The sequence below is a fragment of the Isoalcanivorax pacificus W11-5 genome (assembly GCF_000299335.2).
Classification (GTDB): domain Bacteria; phylum Pseudomonadota; class Gammaproteobacteria; order Pseudomonadales; family Alcanivoracaceae; genus Isoalcanivorax; species Isoalcanivorax pacificus.
Map to the genome: position 1 here is coordinate 1,152,925 of NZ_CP004387.1, position 16,573 is coordinate 1,169,497.

A 16,573-nucleotide genomic window follows, 5' to 3' on the forward strand; every position below is an offset into this window, starting at 1 on the left:
GACGGGCGGATCATGGACGATCACGATAGCGGCTACCGTCAGTTGTTTTCGCATCCGGAAATGGTGCGCGATCTGCTGACTGGCTTCGTCGCCCAGGATTGGGTGGCGTTACTGGACATGGACTCGCTGGAAAAAGTCAGCGGAAACTATGTCACCGATGACCTGCGCAGCCGCTGCGACGATGTCGTCTGGCGGGTGCGGTGCGGGCCGCAATGGATTTACGTTTATCTGCTGCTGGAATTCCAGTCCACCGTCGATCCCTATATGGCAGTGCGCATCATGGCCTATGTCGCGCTGCTGTATCAGGACCTTATCCGGACCGGTCAACTGGAAGCGGGCGGCCTGCTGCCACCCGTGCTGCCGCTGGTGCTGTATAACGGCTCCCGGCGCTGGCAGGCCGCCACCGAGGTGGCGGAACTGATCCACCCGGTGACACACCAACTGGCGGCCTATCGGCCCGCGATGCGGTATCTGCTGCTGGACGAGGGAACGTTTCAGGAGCATGAACTGGCGCCCTTGCGTAATCTGGTGGCTGCGTTGTTCCGGCTCGAGAACAGCCGCGAGGCGGCGGATGTTCAGCAGGTGCTGCGGCTTCTGATAGACTGGCTGCACTCGCAGCAGCAGGCCGGCCTGCGCCGCAGTTTTACCGAGTGGCTCAGGCGTGTGCTGTTGCCGGCCCGCCTGCCAGGCGTGCCGATCCCGGCGATGCAGGCGTTACAGGAGGTGGATGACATGCTGGCTGAGAGAGTGCAGCAGTGGTATCGGGAGTATGAAGAAAGAGGCTTGGCGAAGGGCATGGAGAAAGGCCGGCAAGAAGGGCTGGTGGAAGGCCGTTCGGCCGAAGCCCGGCTGATCCTGTCCAGGCTGCTGGCCAGGCGCTTTGGCGAAATGGCCCCGGAAATACTGGAACACATCCAGAGCGCGGATATCGACACGCTGGAAAAATGGACTGATCGCGTACTGGACGCCACCACCCCGGAGGACATCTTCCGCTGATGTCCTCCACGCCGGTCCTCAGTCCTGCTGCCGGGCCTGCTTCTCCATCATGTCGGCCTGGATGATCTCCACCCAGTAGCCGTCCGGGTCCTGGATAAACGCCACGCCTCTCATCTTGCCCTCGTCGGGCTTCTTCACGAATTTCACCCCGAGTTTTTCGAAGCGTTCGCAGGCGGCGTAGATATCCGGCACGGTGATGCCGATATGGCCAAAACCACGGGGCTCCTGATTGCCGTTGTGATAGCTGAAGCCAGCGTCGTCCTCGGTGCCCCAGTTGTGCGTCAGTTCCAGCAGCGCTTCACGGCCGAACGTCCAGGTGCTGCGAGCGTGGGCGTCGCGCGGGATGGCCTGGGCGGTCTGGTCATCCAGGCAGCCGAGGAAGAACAGCGTGAACGACATCTCCGGAAAATCCAGCTTGCGCACCAGACGCATGCCGAGCACGCGGGTGTAGAAATCCAGGCTCGGCTCAGGGGCCTTGATGCGCAGCATGGTCTGGGTAAAACGAAAGGCGGCGGTGGCGGTATCCGGCTGCTCGCACAACCCCGGTGCCTGCTCAAAATGGCGTGACATGGTGGCTCCTGTCATGGAAAGTCGGTGCATAGTATATCGACTTGCCTGGTGTTTGTTGAAAGGCGAGCGGCAGGCTTGGGCGAATGCGCTATCCACCCTTCGGAGAGGCATGCCTTGCCAGGCGCGGATCCGGCCGTGCAAAAGCAAAAGCAGAAAAGGGAGCCTTGTGACCGAACCTTTCAGTGATGAGCGTGTGCTGGCGGCATGGCAACAGAATGCGCTGCCGTGGACCGACGCCGTGCGTGAAGGCCGCATCGCCAGCCGCACGCTGGTGACGGACGATGCCATCGTGCAGACAGTGCTGTCGTGGGCGCCCCATGGGGGCACCCTGCTGGACCTGGGCTGCGGTGAAGGCTGGCTCTGCCGCGCGCTGGCCTCGCAAGCGCCGGACCGGGCGCTGCGCTTGTTCGGCGTTGATGCAGTGGCCTCACTGGTCGACGCGGCACGCGCCGCAGGCGGTGCGACCTTTCAGGTGCTGGATTACCGGCAACTGGCCAGCGAAGGACCGCAACGGTTGCCGCCGCTTGATCTGGTGGTGAGCAATTTCGCCCTGATCGGTGATGCCGATGTGGCCGCTGCGCTGAGCGCGCTGCCGGCATTGCTGGTGCCCGCCGGTCATGTGGTGATCCAGACACTGCATCCGCTGATGGCCTGTGGCGAACTGCCGTACCAGGACGGCTGGCGCGAAGGGTCCTGGCAGGGCTGTGGCAGTGGTTTTGCCGAGGCCGCGCCCTGGTATTTCCGTACGCTGTCCGGCTGGCTGGCGCTGCTGCGTGACAGTGGCCTGCGACTGCTGGCCACCCGCGAACCCCTGCACCCCGACACCGGCAAACCGGCATCGCTGATCCTGGTTGCGATGCCGGATCACTGACGCAGCGCGCCAGGAATACTGATGTCTGTCCCGCGTGTCGGTGGCTGGTCATACCCACATAAATGAACGTGTTTTTTCATCATCCGTGATACCGGTGACGCGGCACGCGCGTTCCCGAAAGCCACAGAAAAGCCAAACACATCACAACAAAAACACGCTATGCCCACACGCGTTATGCGTCGATACGCCGGCTGAAAAGAATTTCTGCTGAAATCCATTGTGCCAGCATTGACAAGACCGGGCCTTGCGAAAATGATAATCGTTCTTATTTTAGGGTGGTTGCATTTTGAGCAAACCTTGGGGGCAGGAGGCCCGTGTCTGTGCAGACAAGTGAACAGCGCGCCGAACTGGAACATATCTTCGTCACGCATCGCACGCGCCTGTGTCATGCGGCGATGAAGATCCTGGGCAACCGTGAACGCGCCGATGACGTCGTGCACGATGCCTATCTGAAAATCATCGAAACCGATGCCGCGCTGGAGGTGCGCCGGCCCATGGCCTACGCCTTTCAGGTGGTGCGCAACCTGGCCATTGACCGTCACCGGCGCAATGCGTTCGAGTCCGGCGTGTTTGCCTGCGAAGAAGAGGGCGAGCACGTCGCCGCGCCCACGGCGACACCGGAGGTGATCGCCATCAGCCGCCAGGATCTGGAACTGCTGGCCCAGGCCATGGCGCAATTGCCCGAGCGGACCCGGCGGGCGTTTGAAATGTACCGCATCGGTGGCGAAACCCAGCGCGAGATCGCGGCGCAGCTGGGTGTTTCCACCACCCTGGTGAACTTCATGATCCGCGATGCACTGACCCACTGCCGCGCCGCGCTGTACGGCGAGTAGCGACACGAGGCCGCAACGATGGGTACCAAAATCAATCGCTTACTGCGGCTGACGTGGCCGGCGGCCCGATCAGGCCGTCAGCACAGGCTGCTGGTCAACAGCCTGGCTGGCATCACCGGCATCGGCGGGACCCTCCCGCGCTTTGGGTAAGGCGTGTCAGCGGCGCCTGCTTCTTTTGCAGGCGTTTGTTACACTCGGCCGTTGGTGAAGGCTGCCGGCGGAGCAGGCGATGCGAGGCACAACAACGACAACCGACATGGCAGACCGCGACCCCGCCTGGGAACAGGCCATGGACTGGGTCATGCGCGAACATGAGCAGGGCGCACTCGATGCCAGCGACCAGCGCACACTGCACGACTGGCTGGCTGCTGCACCTGCGCACCAGAAGGCGTATCAGGAGGCACGGCGCGTGTGGCTGTTGACGGGGATGTTGCCGGGGGAGGGGGAGGTCTGATGTCGGACGTCGGACGCTAAACAAAAAACCCTTCTTTCCCCTCCACACTATCCGGCCGGTTTCTTTTTTTATCTTTTAGCGTCGGACGTCTGACGTCTGACGTCTGACGCTAAAACAAAAGACACTTCTTTCTCCGCCACGCATACGGTCGGTTTCTTTCTTTTTGTCTTTTAGCGTCCGACGTCCGACGTCAGACGTCCGACGTCCGACCTTCTTGTCTTCTAGCGCCCGACGTCCGACCTTCTCTCTTAAACTTCCCCCCTCCCCACTCGTCACCCCAATGAGACCCCCGGCCCCACCGGCCGCCAATCCCATTGCGAGGGCGATGCCATGACCAGTTGTTTTGACCGCGAGGACGGCGAGTTCCGCGTCCTGGTGAACCATGAAGAGCAATATTCCCTGTGGCCGGCCTGGAAAAGCATTCCCGGCGGCTGGCGCGACACCGGCGTCAGCGGTGCACGCCAGCACTGCCTCGACTACATCGAACAGACCTGGACCGATATGCGCCCGCTGTCGCTGCGCCAGTGGATGGACGAGCAGGCGGCCGGCCAGGCATGAGCAACGCGCCGGTCACACTGCTGTGCCTGCCCTGTGCCGGCGCCAGCGCCAGCATGTACCTGCGCTGGCGGCGCCACCTGCCGTCCACCGTGCGGCTGCTGCCGGTGGAACTGCCGGGGCGGGGCATGCGCCTGAACGACGCATTCGTGGAAGATTTTTCGCAGCTGGCCGCGCAACTGGGTGCCGAGCAGCGCGCGGCCATGCAGGGGCGCTATGCGTTGTTTGGCCACAGCATGGGTGCCTTGCTGGCGTTTGCCCTGGCACAACAGCAGCGCGCCGGTGGCCTGCCGTTGCCGGGCGCGCTGTTTGTCTCCGGCAGCCCGGCACCGCAGTGTCGTGAGCGCGAGATCTTGGGGCAGGAAGACTTCGGGCAGGAAGACGACGCGGCCCTGATCCGCGCGCTGCACCAGCACGGCGGCACGCCGCCGGACGTGTTTGCCAGCGACGAACTGCTGCGCATGACCCTCAATACCTTGCGCGCCGATTATCGCGTCTGCGCCAGTTTTTCTTGCCAGAACGTGTTTCCGCTGCCGGTGCCATTGCAGGTGCTGGCGGGCCGCCGTGACACGATCCGCGACGCCAGCCAGCAGGCCTGGCGCGAACACACCCGGGCGGATTTTTCGCTGCGCTGGTTTGACGGCGGGCATTTCTTTATCCGCGAACAGGAAGCGGCCGTGCTGGCCTGCCTGCGTGATGGCCTGGCGCGGTACTTCCCGGAGGTGGCGCATGCTGCCGTTGCCGCTTCCTGACACGGTGCCGTCGGGCATTCGCGTCTGGCAGGTGCCACTGCATCTGGCGCAACCGATCCCGACCGCCGACTGGGCCGTGCTCAGTGCGGGCGAACGCCGCCGCGCGCTGCGCTTCCGGCACAACGCCGACCGCTGCCGTGCCGTGCGTGGTCGTGCTGCGCTGCGGCGATTGCTGGCGGAGGCCTGCCCGGGCAGCCGCCCGGATTGTCTGCGCATCGACACGCTGCCGCAGGGCAAGCCGGTATTGCGCGAGCCGGGCGCGCCGGAATTCAACGTCAGCCACGCCGGCGACATCCTGCTGATTGCACTGTCCTGGCATGGCCCGGTGGGCGTGGATGTGGAAGGTCAGGTGTCGCAGGACGCGGAACGCGCACTGGCAGCACAGGTGTATTCGCCCGCCGAACAGGCGGCCATTGATGCGCTCTGTTTTACCGAACGCTGGGTGGTGAAAGAAGCGTTGCTGAAAGCGCGCGGCGAAGGCCTGCACGGTGAGCTGCCGGCCTGGTCGGTGCTGGCCCGCGACGGTCACGCCTACCGCATTACCCCCCCTGCACAGGAAAACGCGCCACGCGCCTGGCGGCTGCCGTCGCCAGACGGATACCACGCTGCGCTGGCCTGGCAGGCACAGGGCTGAGCACGCCAGACAAGGAGCCGTTAATGCAACCCTACCGCAGCACCGCCCCCGCCGGTTCAGAACTGCCGGTGATGATCGAGCCGGCGCAACCCGGTGAACCCCTGCTGCAGGCCTTTTCCCGTTTGCGTGGCGATATCGACGCGCTGCTGCCTCGTATCGGCGGTGTCCTGCTGCGTGGTTTTGAGGTGCCGTCGGTGGAGGATTTTCGCCGCTTCGCCGCCGCCTTCGGGCACCCGCTGCTGAGTTATGAATTTGCCTCCACGCCGCGCACGGCCGTGTCGTCCGGTATCTACACCTCGACCGAGTACCCGGCGCACCAGCATATCCCGTTGCACAACGAGCAGGCCTACACGCGCGAATGGCCGATGAAAATCTGGTTCCACTGCGTCACTGCCGCGCCGCAGGGCGGCGAAACACCGATCGCCGACAGCCGCGCCATTTACCGCCGCATGCCGGACGCGCTGCGCACACGTTTCGAGGAAGGTTTGCTGTACGTGCGCAACTACGGCGACTTCGATGTGCCATGGCAGGATGTGTTCGGCACCACAAACCCGCGTGCCGTGGAAGCCTACTGCCGGCGCGCCGGCATCCGCTGGCAATGGAAAGACGACGGCGGCCTGCGCACCGAACAGCATTGCCAGGGTACCGCCGTGCATCCGCGTACCGGCGAGCCGGTCTGGTTCAACCAGGGTCATCTGTTTCATGTCTCCAACCTGCCACCGGAAGTGCGCGAATCACTGCAGGAACTGCTGCCGCCGGAAGACTTGCCACGCAATGTGTTTTACGCCGACGGCAGCGCCATTGAAGACGCCGTGTTCGATCAGGTGCGCGCCGTGCTGGCCGAGGAAACGGTGATCTTTCCCTGGCACGACGGCGACGTGCTGATGCTCGACAACATGCTCGCTGCCCACGCCCGCACACCGTTTTCCGGGCCGCGCAAAGTGGTGGTGGCGATGGCCGAATCCGCCAGCGACGCACGTGCCGCCGGCGCCTGAACCTGCAGGGAGATGTCATGACACACGCCGCCGAAACCTGCTTTCCGCTGTCGCCTGCCCAGCAACGCCAATGGCTGCTCTGGCACCTGCAACCGCACAGCACCGCCTACCACGTCAGCGGCATGCTGACCTTCAACGGCGTACTGGATGTGCCGGCACTGCACCGCGCCTTCAACGCGCTGGTGCAGCGGCACGCCACCCTGCGCACGGTGTTTCGCGTCAACGACGACGGCGAACCGATGCAGTGGGTGTCAGCGCCCGGCGATGATGTACCGCTGCCGGTGACGGACCTGCGCCACCTGCCTGCCGCAGAGCGCGAGTCGGCCGCCTGGCGTGTGCTGCGCGAACTGGACGCGACCCCGTTCAACCTCGAACGCGGCCCGCTGCGACGTTTTGCGCTGGCACGCGTGGCCGACGAACAGTATCGCCTGCTGGTGGTGAAGCACCACATCATCACCGACGGCATCTCGATCCAGGTGATGCTGAAAGAACTCTCCCGCCATTACCGTGCCGGCGGCGTGGACACGACACTGCCCGCCCTGTCGATGCACTACACGGATATCGTGCACGCGCAACGGCAATGGCTGCACAGCGACGCTGCGGCGCAACAACTCGCTTGGTGGCGTGCGCAGCTGGGCGATAGCCATCCGGTGCTGGCATTGCCGACCGATGCGCCACGCCAGCCGGTGATGAGCTGGCCTGCCGCGCAACGGGCGCTGGCCATCGACGCCGCCTTGCACCAGCGATTGCGCCAGCGCGCGGCGGCGGCCGGCGTCACGCTGTTCACCCTGATGCTGGCGGCGTTCCAGTTGCTGCTGTCGCGCTACACCGGCCAGCCGCATATTCGTGTCGGCGTGCCGGTTTCCGGGCGGCTGCAACGTGAGGCCGCGCCGCTGATGGGCTTCTTCGTCAACACGCTGGTCATGCCCAACCGGATACACAGCGACGACACCCTGGCGAGCCTGTTGTCCCGCGCGGGCGAGGCGGTAAAAGGAGCGCAGCAACATCAGCAATTGCCGTTCGACCATCTGGTGGACGCGCTGCAACCGGAACGCAGCCTCAGCCACACGCCGCTGGTGCAGGTGCTGTGCAACTACCAGCATGAGCACCTGCCCGCCTGGCAGTCGGTGCGTGGCGAGCCGCTGACACTCAGCCATTTCACACAGCTGCAACAGCAGACACAGTTTGAACTGACGCTGGATATTCACCGCCGCGACGGCGCCCTGCTCGCCAACCTGATCTATGCCGACTCCCTGTTCCATGCCGACACCATGGCGCAGTTTGGCGAGCACTACCTGCGCCTGCTGGCGGCGTTTGCCGAGAACCCCGCACAGACCGTGCGGCAGCTGCCGTGGCTGGACGCGGCCGGGCAACAACACCTGCACACGCTGAGCGAAGGCCCGGTCACGTCTGTTCCGGGTGACTGCGTACATCATCTTTTTGAAGCACAATGTGCGCGCACCCCGGACGCCGAGGCGGTGGTGATGGGGGAAGAGCGCCTCAGTTATACCGAGCTGAACCGTGCCGCGAACCGGCTGGCGCATGCCCTGGTCCGCGATGGCATCGGCCCGGCGCAGCGCGTCGGCATCGCCATGCATCGCTCCCTGGAACTGGTCATCAGCCTGCTGGCGGTGATGAAAACCGGCGCCGCCTACGTGCCGCTGGACCCGGACTATCCGGCGCAGCGGCTGCGCTACATGATGGACGACAGCGGCCTGTCATTGCTGCTGACCCAGCCCGCGCTGCGCGACACACTGCCGACACCGGACGGCCTGCGTATCATGACACCGGCCGACTACCCGACCGGCCACATGCCGGCGGACAATCCGGCAGTGCCCCTGACCGGCGAACACCTGATCTACCTGATCTACACCTCCGGCTCCACCGGCCAGCCCAAGGGCGCCGCCAACAGCCACCGCGCGCTCTGCAACCGGCTGGTCTGGGGGCAGGGCCACCAGCCCATCGGGGCGGGTGACACGGTGCTGCAGAAAACCCCGTTCAGTTTTGATATTTCCTTCTGGGAATTTTTCTGGCCGCTGACCACCGGTGCGCGGCTGGCCCTGGCCGGGCCGGGTGAACACCGTGACCCGGCGCGGCTGGTGGCGCTGATCCGGCAGCACCAGGTCACCACGATTCATTTCGTACCCTCGATGTTGCAGATGTTTCTGGGCGAGCCGGGCATCCACGCGTGCGACAGTCTGAAACGGGTCATCTGCAGCGGCGAGGCACTCAGCGCGGAACTGCGCAGCCGCACGCTGCGTGCGCTGCCACAGGTGTCGCTGCTGAACCTGTACGGCCCCACCGAAGCGGCCATCGAAGTCACCTGGCACGACTGCCTGGAAGACGGCAGCGCCAGCGTACCGATCGGGCGGCCGCTGGCGAATGTCATCACGCGCATACTGGACGCCGACGGCGCGCCGGTGCCGACGGGCGTGCCGGGCGAGCTGTGCCTCGGCGGCATCGCCCTGGCGCAGTGTTACTGGCGCCGTGCCGCGCTCACCGCCGAGCGCTTTATTGCCGATCCACTGGCCACCCAGGGCGAGCGGCTGTACCGCACCGGCGATCTGGTGCGCTGGCGCCGTGACGGCGAGATCGAATACCTCGGACGCATTGATCACCAGATCAAGGTGCGTGGCTTCCGCATTGAACTGGGCGAAATCGAAGCCGCACTGCTGGCGCTGCCCGCCGTGCGCGAAGCCGTGGTGGTGGCGCGCAATGCTGTTGCCGGCACGCAACTGCTCGGCTATGTGTCGTTGCAGCCGGGCAGGCATGACACCGCCACGGCGTTACGCAGCGCGCTGGCCGACACACTGCCGGACTACATGGTGCCGACACAGATCATGCTGCTCGACACGCTGCCGCTGAACAGCAACGGCAAGATCGACCGCAAGGCGCTGCCCGCGCCGGTGCAGGCCACCCGCGACCCGACAGCGCCGCCACGCGATGCCACCGAACAACAGATCGCCGCCATCTGGTGCGACGTGCTGGGTGTCAACGCCGTCGGCCGGCACGACAGCTTTTTCGACGTCGGCGGGCATTCGCTGCTGCTGATGACAGTGCACCGCCGCCTGCACACCACGCTGGCCACGCCGGTCACCGTCACCGATCTGTTTCGTTATCCCACCGTCGCCGCGCTGGCCACCTTCCTGGCCCGCCAGCAGAGCGCGCCGGCGCGTGACCACGACACGGCCAGCCGCGCCGCACGGCAGCGTGATGCGCTGCGCCAGCGTCGCAAACCCCCTGCGGAGCGCACCCCCACATGAATGACCTGGCCAGCGCCGTCCCCGTTCTGGACGCCAACCCGCCACAGCACGTCAACGGCATGGAGATCGCCATCGTCGGCCTGGCGGGGCGGTTTCCCGGCGCCGCCGATGTGGCGCAGTTCTGGCGTAATCTGCGCGACGGCGTCTGCGCAATACGCTGCCTCAGCGACGAGGCACTGCGCGAGCGCGGTGTCAGTGCTGCGCAGTGGCAGGACCCGGAATTCGTGCGCGCGGTGGCGGAGCTGGAGGGGCTGGACCAGTTCGACGCCGGCTTCTTCGGCTACACCCCCGGCGATGCCGCACAACTCGACCCGCAACAGCGGCTGTTCCTGGAAGTGGCCTGGCAGGCGCTGTCCCATGCCGGTTACGCCCCGCACAGCGCGCCCGTGGCCACCGGCGTGTTCGCTGGCAGTGGCGCCAGCCTGTACCTGATGCGGCACCTGTTGCCGGGCGTGGACCTGCACAACGGCCGCGACATCGCCAGCCTGATCGGCCTGATGAACGCCAACGACAAGGACGCGCTGGCCTCCCGCGTGGCCTACAAGCTGGGCCTGCGCGGGCCGGCGGTGTCGGTGCAGACCGCCTGTTCCACCTCGCTGGTGGCAGTCCACCTGGCCTGCCGCAGCCTGCTGGATTTCGACACCGACATGGCGCTGGCCGGCGGTGTGTCGCTGAACCTGCTGCAACAGGCCGGCTACTTTTACCAGCCAGGCGCCATCCTGTCACCGGACGGTTATTGCCGTGCCTTCGATGCCCGCGCCGGCGGCACGGTGGTCGGCAGCGGCGCCGGCGTGGTGGTGCTCAAACGACTGGATGACGCGCTGGCCGACGGCGACACCGTGCATGCGGTGATCAAAAGCTCCGCCATCAACAACGACGGCGCCGACAAGATCGGCTACACCGCGCCCAGCGTGCAGGGGCAGGCGGACGTGATTCGCGCGGCCCACGCGCTGGCGGACATTGACCCGCGCAGCATCAGCTATCTGGAGGCCCACGGCACCGGCACCATGCTCGGCGATCCGGTCGAAGTGGCCGCGCTGACCCAGGCGTTTCGCGCACACACGGACGACACCGGTTTCTGCGCGCTCGGTTCCGTCAAGACCAATGTCGGGCACCTGGATGCGGCAGCCGGTGTCACCGGCCTGATCAAAACGGTGCTGATGCTGCGGCACCGCACCCTGGTGCCGAGCCTGCATTTTCAGGCGCCGAATCCGCAGATCGATTTTGCCGGCAGCCCGTTTGTGGTCAGCACGGCAACGCGTGACTGGCCGGCGGGCGACACGCCACGCCGTGCCGGCGTCAGTTCGTTCGGCATGGGCGGCACCAATGCGCACCTGCTGCTGGAAGAAGCACCGGCAGTGCCGCAGCCGGCGCCGCAAAAACAATGGCGCCTGTTCCCGCTGTCGGCGCGCAGCGACACGGCACGGCAACACAGCATTGACGCGCTGGCGGCCGATCTGGCGACGCAATCCGCTGCCGATGTGGCGCATACGCTCGCCCACGGGCGCGCCGCATTTGAGCGGCGCGCGGTGGCGCTGGCGGAGGATATCGAAGGGCTGCGCACCGCGTTGAATAAAGACAGCCTGCTGCGCGGTCGTGTGCTGTCCGACGCTCCGTCCGTGGCCTTTCTTTTTCCGGGGCAGGGCGCACAGCATCCCGGCATGTGCGAAACGCTGTACCGTGATGAAGCGGTATTCCGCGACACGCTGAATGACTGCTGCGACCGGATACAGTCGCTCACCGGCACCGACCTGCGTCCGTTACTGTATCCGCCGGCGGCGCATCACGACGCTGCCGCAGAAAAACTGTCGCACACCCTGCTGACGCAACCCGCACTGTTCAGCGTCTGTTATGCGCTGGCGCGCTTCTGGCAAAGCCGTGGTGTCGAACCGGACGCCATGCTCGGTCACAGCATCGGCGAGTACGTGGCGGCCTGCCTGGCGGGTGTCTTTTCACTGGATGATGCATTGCGCGTCGTCTGCGCGCGTGGCCGGCTGCTACAGGACACCGCACCGGGCGCCATGCTGGCGATACAACTGGACCAGGCCGCACTGTCACCCTGGCTGGCGGACACCGGCTGCGATCTGGCCGCCGTCAACGCCGGGGACCGGTGTGTCGCTGCCGGTCCGGTGCCGGCCATTGAAAACCTGGCGCAAGCCCTCGCACAGGAACAGGTGCCGGTACAGCGCCTGCACGTATCGCACGCGTTTCATTCCGCGCAGGTGGAAAGCATGCTGCCGGCGTTCCGCGACGTGCTGGCCAACGTCACGTTGCAACCGCCCGCCATCCCGTTCGTGTCCAACGTCACCGGCACCTGGATCACACCGGCGCAGGCCACCAGCGTGGACTACTGGCTACAGCATGTGCGCGGCACTGTGCGTTTCGCGGACGGCCTGACGGCGTTACTGGAGAAAACGGATCGCGTACTGCTGGAATGCGGGCCGGGCGACACGCTCATGTCCCTGGCGCGGCAGCACCCGGCGCAAGCTGGCCGGCCGTTGCTGGCCTCGCAGTGCCATCCGCGCCGGCAACAGGACAATCCACTGCAACCGCTGCGCTGCCTGGCGCAACTCTGGATCGCCGGCCTGCCGGTGCTGCCAGTGTGGCGAGAGGAAGACAACGCGCGCCGCATTCCCCTGCCGGGCTACCCGTTTGAACGGCGGCGTTACTGGGTTGACGCCGCACCGGGAAAACATACCGTGCAGGATGACGGCCTGGCGGTGCCGTTCTGGCAGCGTGCCGACGAGATGGTCGAAAAACCGGCGCCACGCCGGGTCGCGCTTTTCGGTGAGGCGTCAGCATTGCGTGATGCGCTGGCGAGCGTGCTGAATGACGCCGGCCACAGCGTGACAGAGCCTGAGCAGGCCGACGTGGTGGTGCTGTTGCCCTCGGCAGCGCCGCATACCGAATGGCTGTCGCTGCTGCCCCGGCTGTCCGGTGACTGCCTCCTCTGCGCCGTCACCGAAGGCATTTTCGATGTCACCGGCACCGAACCATTGCACCCGGAACAGGCCGTCATGCTCGGCCTGTGCAACGTCGTGCCGCAGGAATATCCCGCGCTGCGCTGCCGCCTGATCGATATCCAGCGTGATGGCCTGCCACCGGCACTGCTGGCGCGGGAGATACTCGCGTCTGGAAAGGAATCCCCGGTGGCGCTGCGTGGACAGCATCGCTGGCTGCGCAGCCTGCAACCGTTGCCGGCGCACGGCGATGCGTCCCGGCTGCGGCGCGGCGGCGTTTATCTGATCACCGGTGGCAACGGTGGCGTGGGTCAGGTGCTGGCCCGCTATCTGGCGCACAGCTGGCAGGCGAAGGTGGCGCTGTTGAGCCGGCAGGCCCAGCGTGTGGACGCCGGCATGCTGGCCGTGCAGGCCGATGTAACGGATGCGGCATCACTGGATGCGGCAGTGCGCGCGGTGCAACAGGAATTCGGCGATATTCACGGCGTCATTCATGCCGCCGGTCTGCCCGGCGACGGCGCGCTCGATAGCCTGACCCCGGAAAAAATGGCGCAGGTGATGGCGCCGAAAGTGTCCGGCACACGCCATCTGATCGGGGCGTTGCAACGCAGTGGGCAGTCAATGCCGGATTTTGTGCTGCTGTGTTCGTCACTGGCGAGTTTTACCGCCGGCTCGGGCAAGGGTGCCTACGCCGCTGCCAACGCCTGCCAGGATGCACTCAGCGCCGCGCTGCGCCGCGACACCGGCTATCCGGTATGCGCAGTGAACTGGGATGGCTGGCGCGCTATCGGCATGGCTGCCGGCCTGGCGTTGCCGGACGGCATCGGGCTGACGGCAGAACAGGGCAGTGCCGCCCTGGCGCGGCTGCTCAGTGGCCCGGTGCGCGCGCAGGTGCTGGTCAGCAACCAGCCGTTGTCGCGGCGCCTGCGGGCAGATGCGGACGCGTTGCTGGACGCGCTGGGCGATGACACCGCGCCGCCCGGTGAACACCAGCCCCGCCCGGCGCTGGACACGCCCTATGTGGCACCGGACACCGACACCGCGCGCCGGCTCGCCGACATCTGGCAGGACGTGCTCGGCATGGCCCCCATCGGCCTGCACGACAATCTGTTCGAACTGGGCGGCGACTCGCTGCTCGCCGTGCGCATGCTCGCGCGTGTCCGTACCGCGCTGCAGGTGACGGTACCGCCGACCGTGTTTTTCCGCGATCCGACCCTGGCCGGGCTGGTCAGCGCACTGGGCGGGCAGGACGATACACCGCAGCAGCCGATCACGCCGGTGGATCGCCGCGGTGCACTGCCGCTGGCGCCCGTACAGCAACGGTTGTGGCTGGTGGACCGGCTGGCCGGCCCTGCAGACCGCAGCGCCTACAACCTGCCGGCGATGCTGTCGCTGACCGGCGAACTCTCCGCAGAAAAACTGGCGGACAGCCTCAATGCACTGCTGCGGCGCCACGAAAGCCTGCGCACGGTGTATCCGGAAAATGGGCACGGCGACGCCGTTGCGCACATCCTGCCATCGCTCACCCTGACGTTGACGCAGACTGACCTGACGCCGTTGTGTGGCACCGCGCAGGCGCGCGAACTGGACGCGCTCTACCGTCGCGTTGCCGAGACGCCGTTTGATCTGGCCAAGGGCCCATTGCTGCGCGCACATCTGGTCACCCTGGCGCCGCGCGCGTACCGCCTGATCCTGGCCATTCATCACATCGTGTTCGACGGCTGGTCCGCCGCCGTGTTTGTGCGCGAACTGTCCGCGCTGTACGCCTCACTGCGCGACGGCACCGACGCCGGCCTGCCGGTGCTGGGTGTGCAGTATGTGGATTATGCCCACTGGCACCACACACGGCTGGCGAAGAGCCGCGACACGGACCTCGCCTTCTGGCGCGGTTATCTGGACAAGGCACCGCCGCTGTCCACGGTGCCGCCGGACCATGCCCGGCCGCCGGTGGCGTCCCAGGCCGGCGATGCGCTGCGCTTTACCCTCGATGGCACGCAGCGTGATGCGCTGGCATCGCTGGCCCGCGCGCAGGGCACCACTCTGTTCACCGTGCTGCTGGCCGCGTTCGCGATCGTGCTGCACCGGCACACGGACGCCGCCGACCTGGTGATCGGCACCGATGTGGCCGGGCGGCCGGACCCGGCGCTGGATCACCTGATCGGATTTTTCGTCAACGTGGTGCCGATACGCGCGCGCCTGGCACAGGCCGCGCAGCCTTTCAGCGACTATCTCGCCGGCCTGCGCGAACAGGTCCTGCGCGCGTTTGATCATCAGGAACTGCCGTTCGACCAGCTGGTGGAAGCGCTGGGCATACCGCGCGAACGCAGCCGCAATCCGCTGGTGCAGGTGCTGTTCGTGTTGCAGAACACACCGCCGTTGCGGTTTGCACTGCCGGGGCTGGAAGTGGCTGTGGTGCCACAACCGCGCACCGAATCTAAATTCGACCTCGCCGTATTCGTCAATGAAGAAGACGACGGGCTGCGCGTGGAATGGGTCTACGCCACCGCGCTGTATGAACGCACGACACAACAGGCCCTCAGCGACGCCTGGCGTACGGTGCTCACCGCCGTGGCGGCCACCCCGCAGGCGAGCGTCGAGACGCTTTACACACCACCGCAGGGCAGGGAGACGGTGATGCGCGATACCCGCACACTGAACAAACTCGACAAGCTCAGCAAGCTGGGCAACCTGCCGGGCAAGGCGCGCCCTGCCGGGCCGGTGCGGCAGGCACCGCTGCAGGCCGCGCGCCCGTTCCCCTTGCTGGTGGAAGCGCGCGACCCGGACCTGGACCCGTTTGCCTGGGCGGCGGCACAGCGCGCATCACTGCATGCCGCACTGTGTCGTCACGGCGGCATCCTGTTCCGTGGTTTCGCGCTGGGCACGCCGCAGGAATTCGAGCGTTTCGCTGAAATCATCGAACCGGCCCTGTACGGCAGCTACGGCGACCTGCCGAAAAAAGAGGGCGGCCGCAACACCTACCGCTCCACGCCCTATCCCGAAAAACAGATGATCCTGTACCACAACGAAAGTGCGCACCTGGAAAAGTGGCCGCGCAAACAACTGTTCTTCTGCGAACAGCCGTCGCCGGTGGGCGGTGCCACACCGATCGTCGACTGCCGTGAAATGCTCACCCGCCTGCCGCCAGAGATCGTGCGCGAATTCGAACAGCGCGGCCTGCTGTATGTGCGCACCTTCACCCGCAACCTGGATGTGAGCTGGCGCGACTTCTACAAAACCGACAACCGTGCGGAAGTGGAGCAGCGCCTGCGCGACGCCGGCATCGACTGGCAATGGCTCGGTGACGATGAGTTACAGACCCGCACCCGCTGCCCGGCAGTGATCCGTCACCCGGAGACCGGTGAGCGGGTGTTCTTCAACCAGGTGCAACTGCACCACGCCGCCTGCCTGGAAGACGGCGTGCGCGACGACCTGATCGCCACCGTTGGCGAGGCGCGCCTGCCGCGCAATGTGCTGTATGGCGACGGCGACGTCATTCCCGATGAGGTCATGGCCATCGTCGGTGACGCCTACGAAGCCTGTGCTGTGCGCTTCGACTGGCAGCGCGGTGACGTGGTGCTGCTGGACAACATGCTCGCCGCCCACGCCCGCGATCCCTATGAAGGCCCGCGCCGCATTGTGGTGGCCATGGGTGACATGTTTGCGCGCGCGGACCTTTCCTGATCCGCACGC

The 16,573-nt window shown here is 66.0% G+C and carries 11 protein-coding genes; 10 read left to right on the forward strand and 1 reads right to left on the reverse strand.

From position 1 onward, the window contains the following. Positions 1–12: 12 nt before the first annotated feature. Complete coding sequence (locus tag S7S_RS05265) at positions 13–996, forward strand: Rpn family recombination-promoting nuclease/putative transposase (RefSeq protein ID WP_008737412.1); 984 nt, start codon at positions 13–15, stop codon at positions 994–996. An 18-nt stretch (positions 997–1,014) separates the two neighbouring features. Here S7S_RS05265 and gloA read toward each other — a convergent pair whose 3' ends face one another. Further along, positions 1,015–1,566, reverse strand: coding sequence for a lactoylglutathione lyase (gloA, locus tag S7S_RS05270; protein WP_008737414.1), 552 nt, complete (start codon positions 1,564–1,566; stop codon positions 1,015–1,017). Between the two features lie 166 nt (positions 1,567–1,732). On the opposite strand from gloA, the gene S7S_RS05275 reads away from it, so the two are divergent. The 9 genes from S7S_RS05275 (at position 1,733) to S7S_RS18770 (ending at position 16,564) form a co-directional block, all read left to right on the forward strand. Then, on the forward strand, positions 1,733–2,437 hold the full coding sequence (locus tag S7S_RS05275) for a class I SAM-dependent methyltransferase (protein ID WP_008737416.1): 705 nt from the start codon (positions 1,733–1,735) through the stop codon (positions 2,435–2,437). Between the two features lie 320 nt (positions 2,438–2,757). Further along, a complete protein-coding gene (locus S7S_RS05280; RefSeq protein ID WP_008737419.1) occupies positions 2,758–3,270 on the forward strand; it encodes an RNA polymerase factor sigma-70 in 513 nt (170 codons plus the stop codon). Between the two features lie 256 nt (positions 3,271–3,526). Further along, complete coding sequence (locus S7S_RS05285) at positions 3,527–3,724, forward strand: FecR/PupR family sigma factor regulator (RefSeq protein ID WP_008737421.1); 198 nt, start codon at positions 3,527–3,529, stop codon at positions 3,722–3,724. 330 nt (positions 3,725–4,054) lie between these two features. Then, on the forward strand, positions 4,055–4,282 hold the full coding sequence (locus S7S_RS05290) for an MbtH family protein (protein ID WP_008737422.1): 228 nt from the start codon (positions 4,055–4,057) through the stop codon (positions 4,280–4,282). After that, on the forward strand, positions 4,279–5,031 hold the full coding sequence (locus S7S_RS05295; protein ID WP_041025933.1) for a thioesterase II family protein: 753 nt from the start codon (positions 4,279–4,281) through the stop codon (positions 5,029–5,031). Before S7S_RS05290 ends, S7S_RS05295 begins: the two co-directional genes overlap by 4 nt. Then, a complete protein-coding gene (locus S7S_RS05300; RefSeq protein ID WP_008737426.1) occupies positions 5,009–5,665 on the forward strand; it encodes a 4'-phosphopantetheinyl transferase family protein in 657 nt (218 codons plus the stop codon). The genes S7S_RS05295 and S7S_RS05300 overlap by 23 nt, the downstream gene beginning before the upstream one ends. Positions 5,666–5,688: 23 nt before the next feature. Then, entirely contained in the window at positions 5,689–6,660 is a 972-nt protein-coding gene (locus tag S7S_RS05305; RefSeq protein ID WP_008737428.1) for a TauD/TfdA family dioxygenase, read from the forward strand. 17 nt (positions 6,661–6,677) lie between these two features. Next, entirely contained in the window at positions 6,678–9,923 is a 3,246-nt protein-coding gene (locus S7S_RS05310) for a non-ribosomal peptide synthetase (protein WP_008737430.1), read from the forward strand. Next, positions 9,920–16,564 (forward strand): type I polyketide synthase, encoded by a 6,645-nt coding sequence (locus S7S_RS18770; protein ID WP_008737432.1) that lies wholly within the window; start codon positions 9,920–9,922, stop codon positions 16,562–16,564. Before S7S_RS05310 ends, S7S_RS18770 begins: the two co-directional genes overlap by 4 nt. Positions 16,565–16,573: the final 9 nt, after the last annotated feature.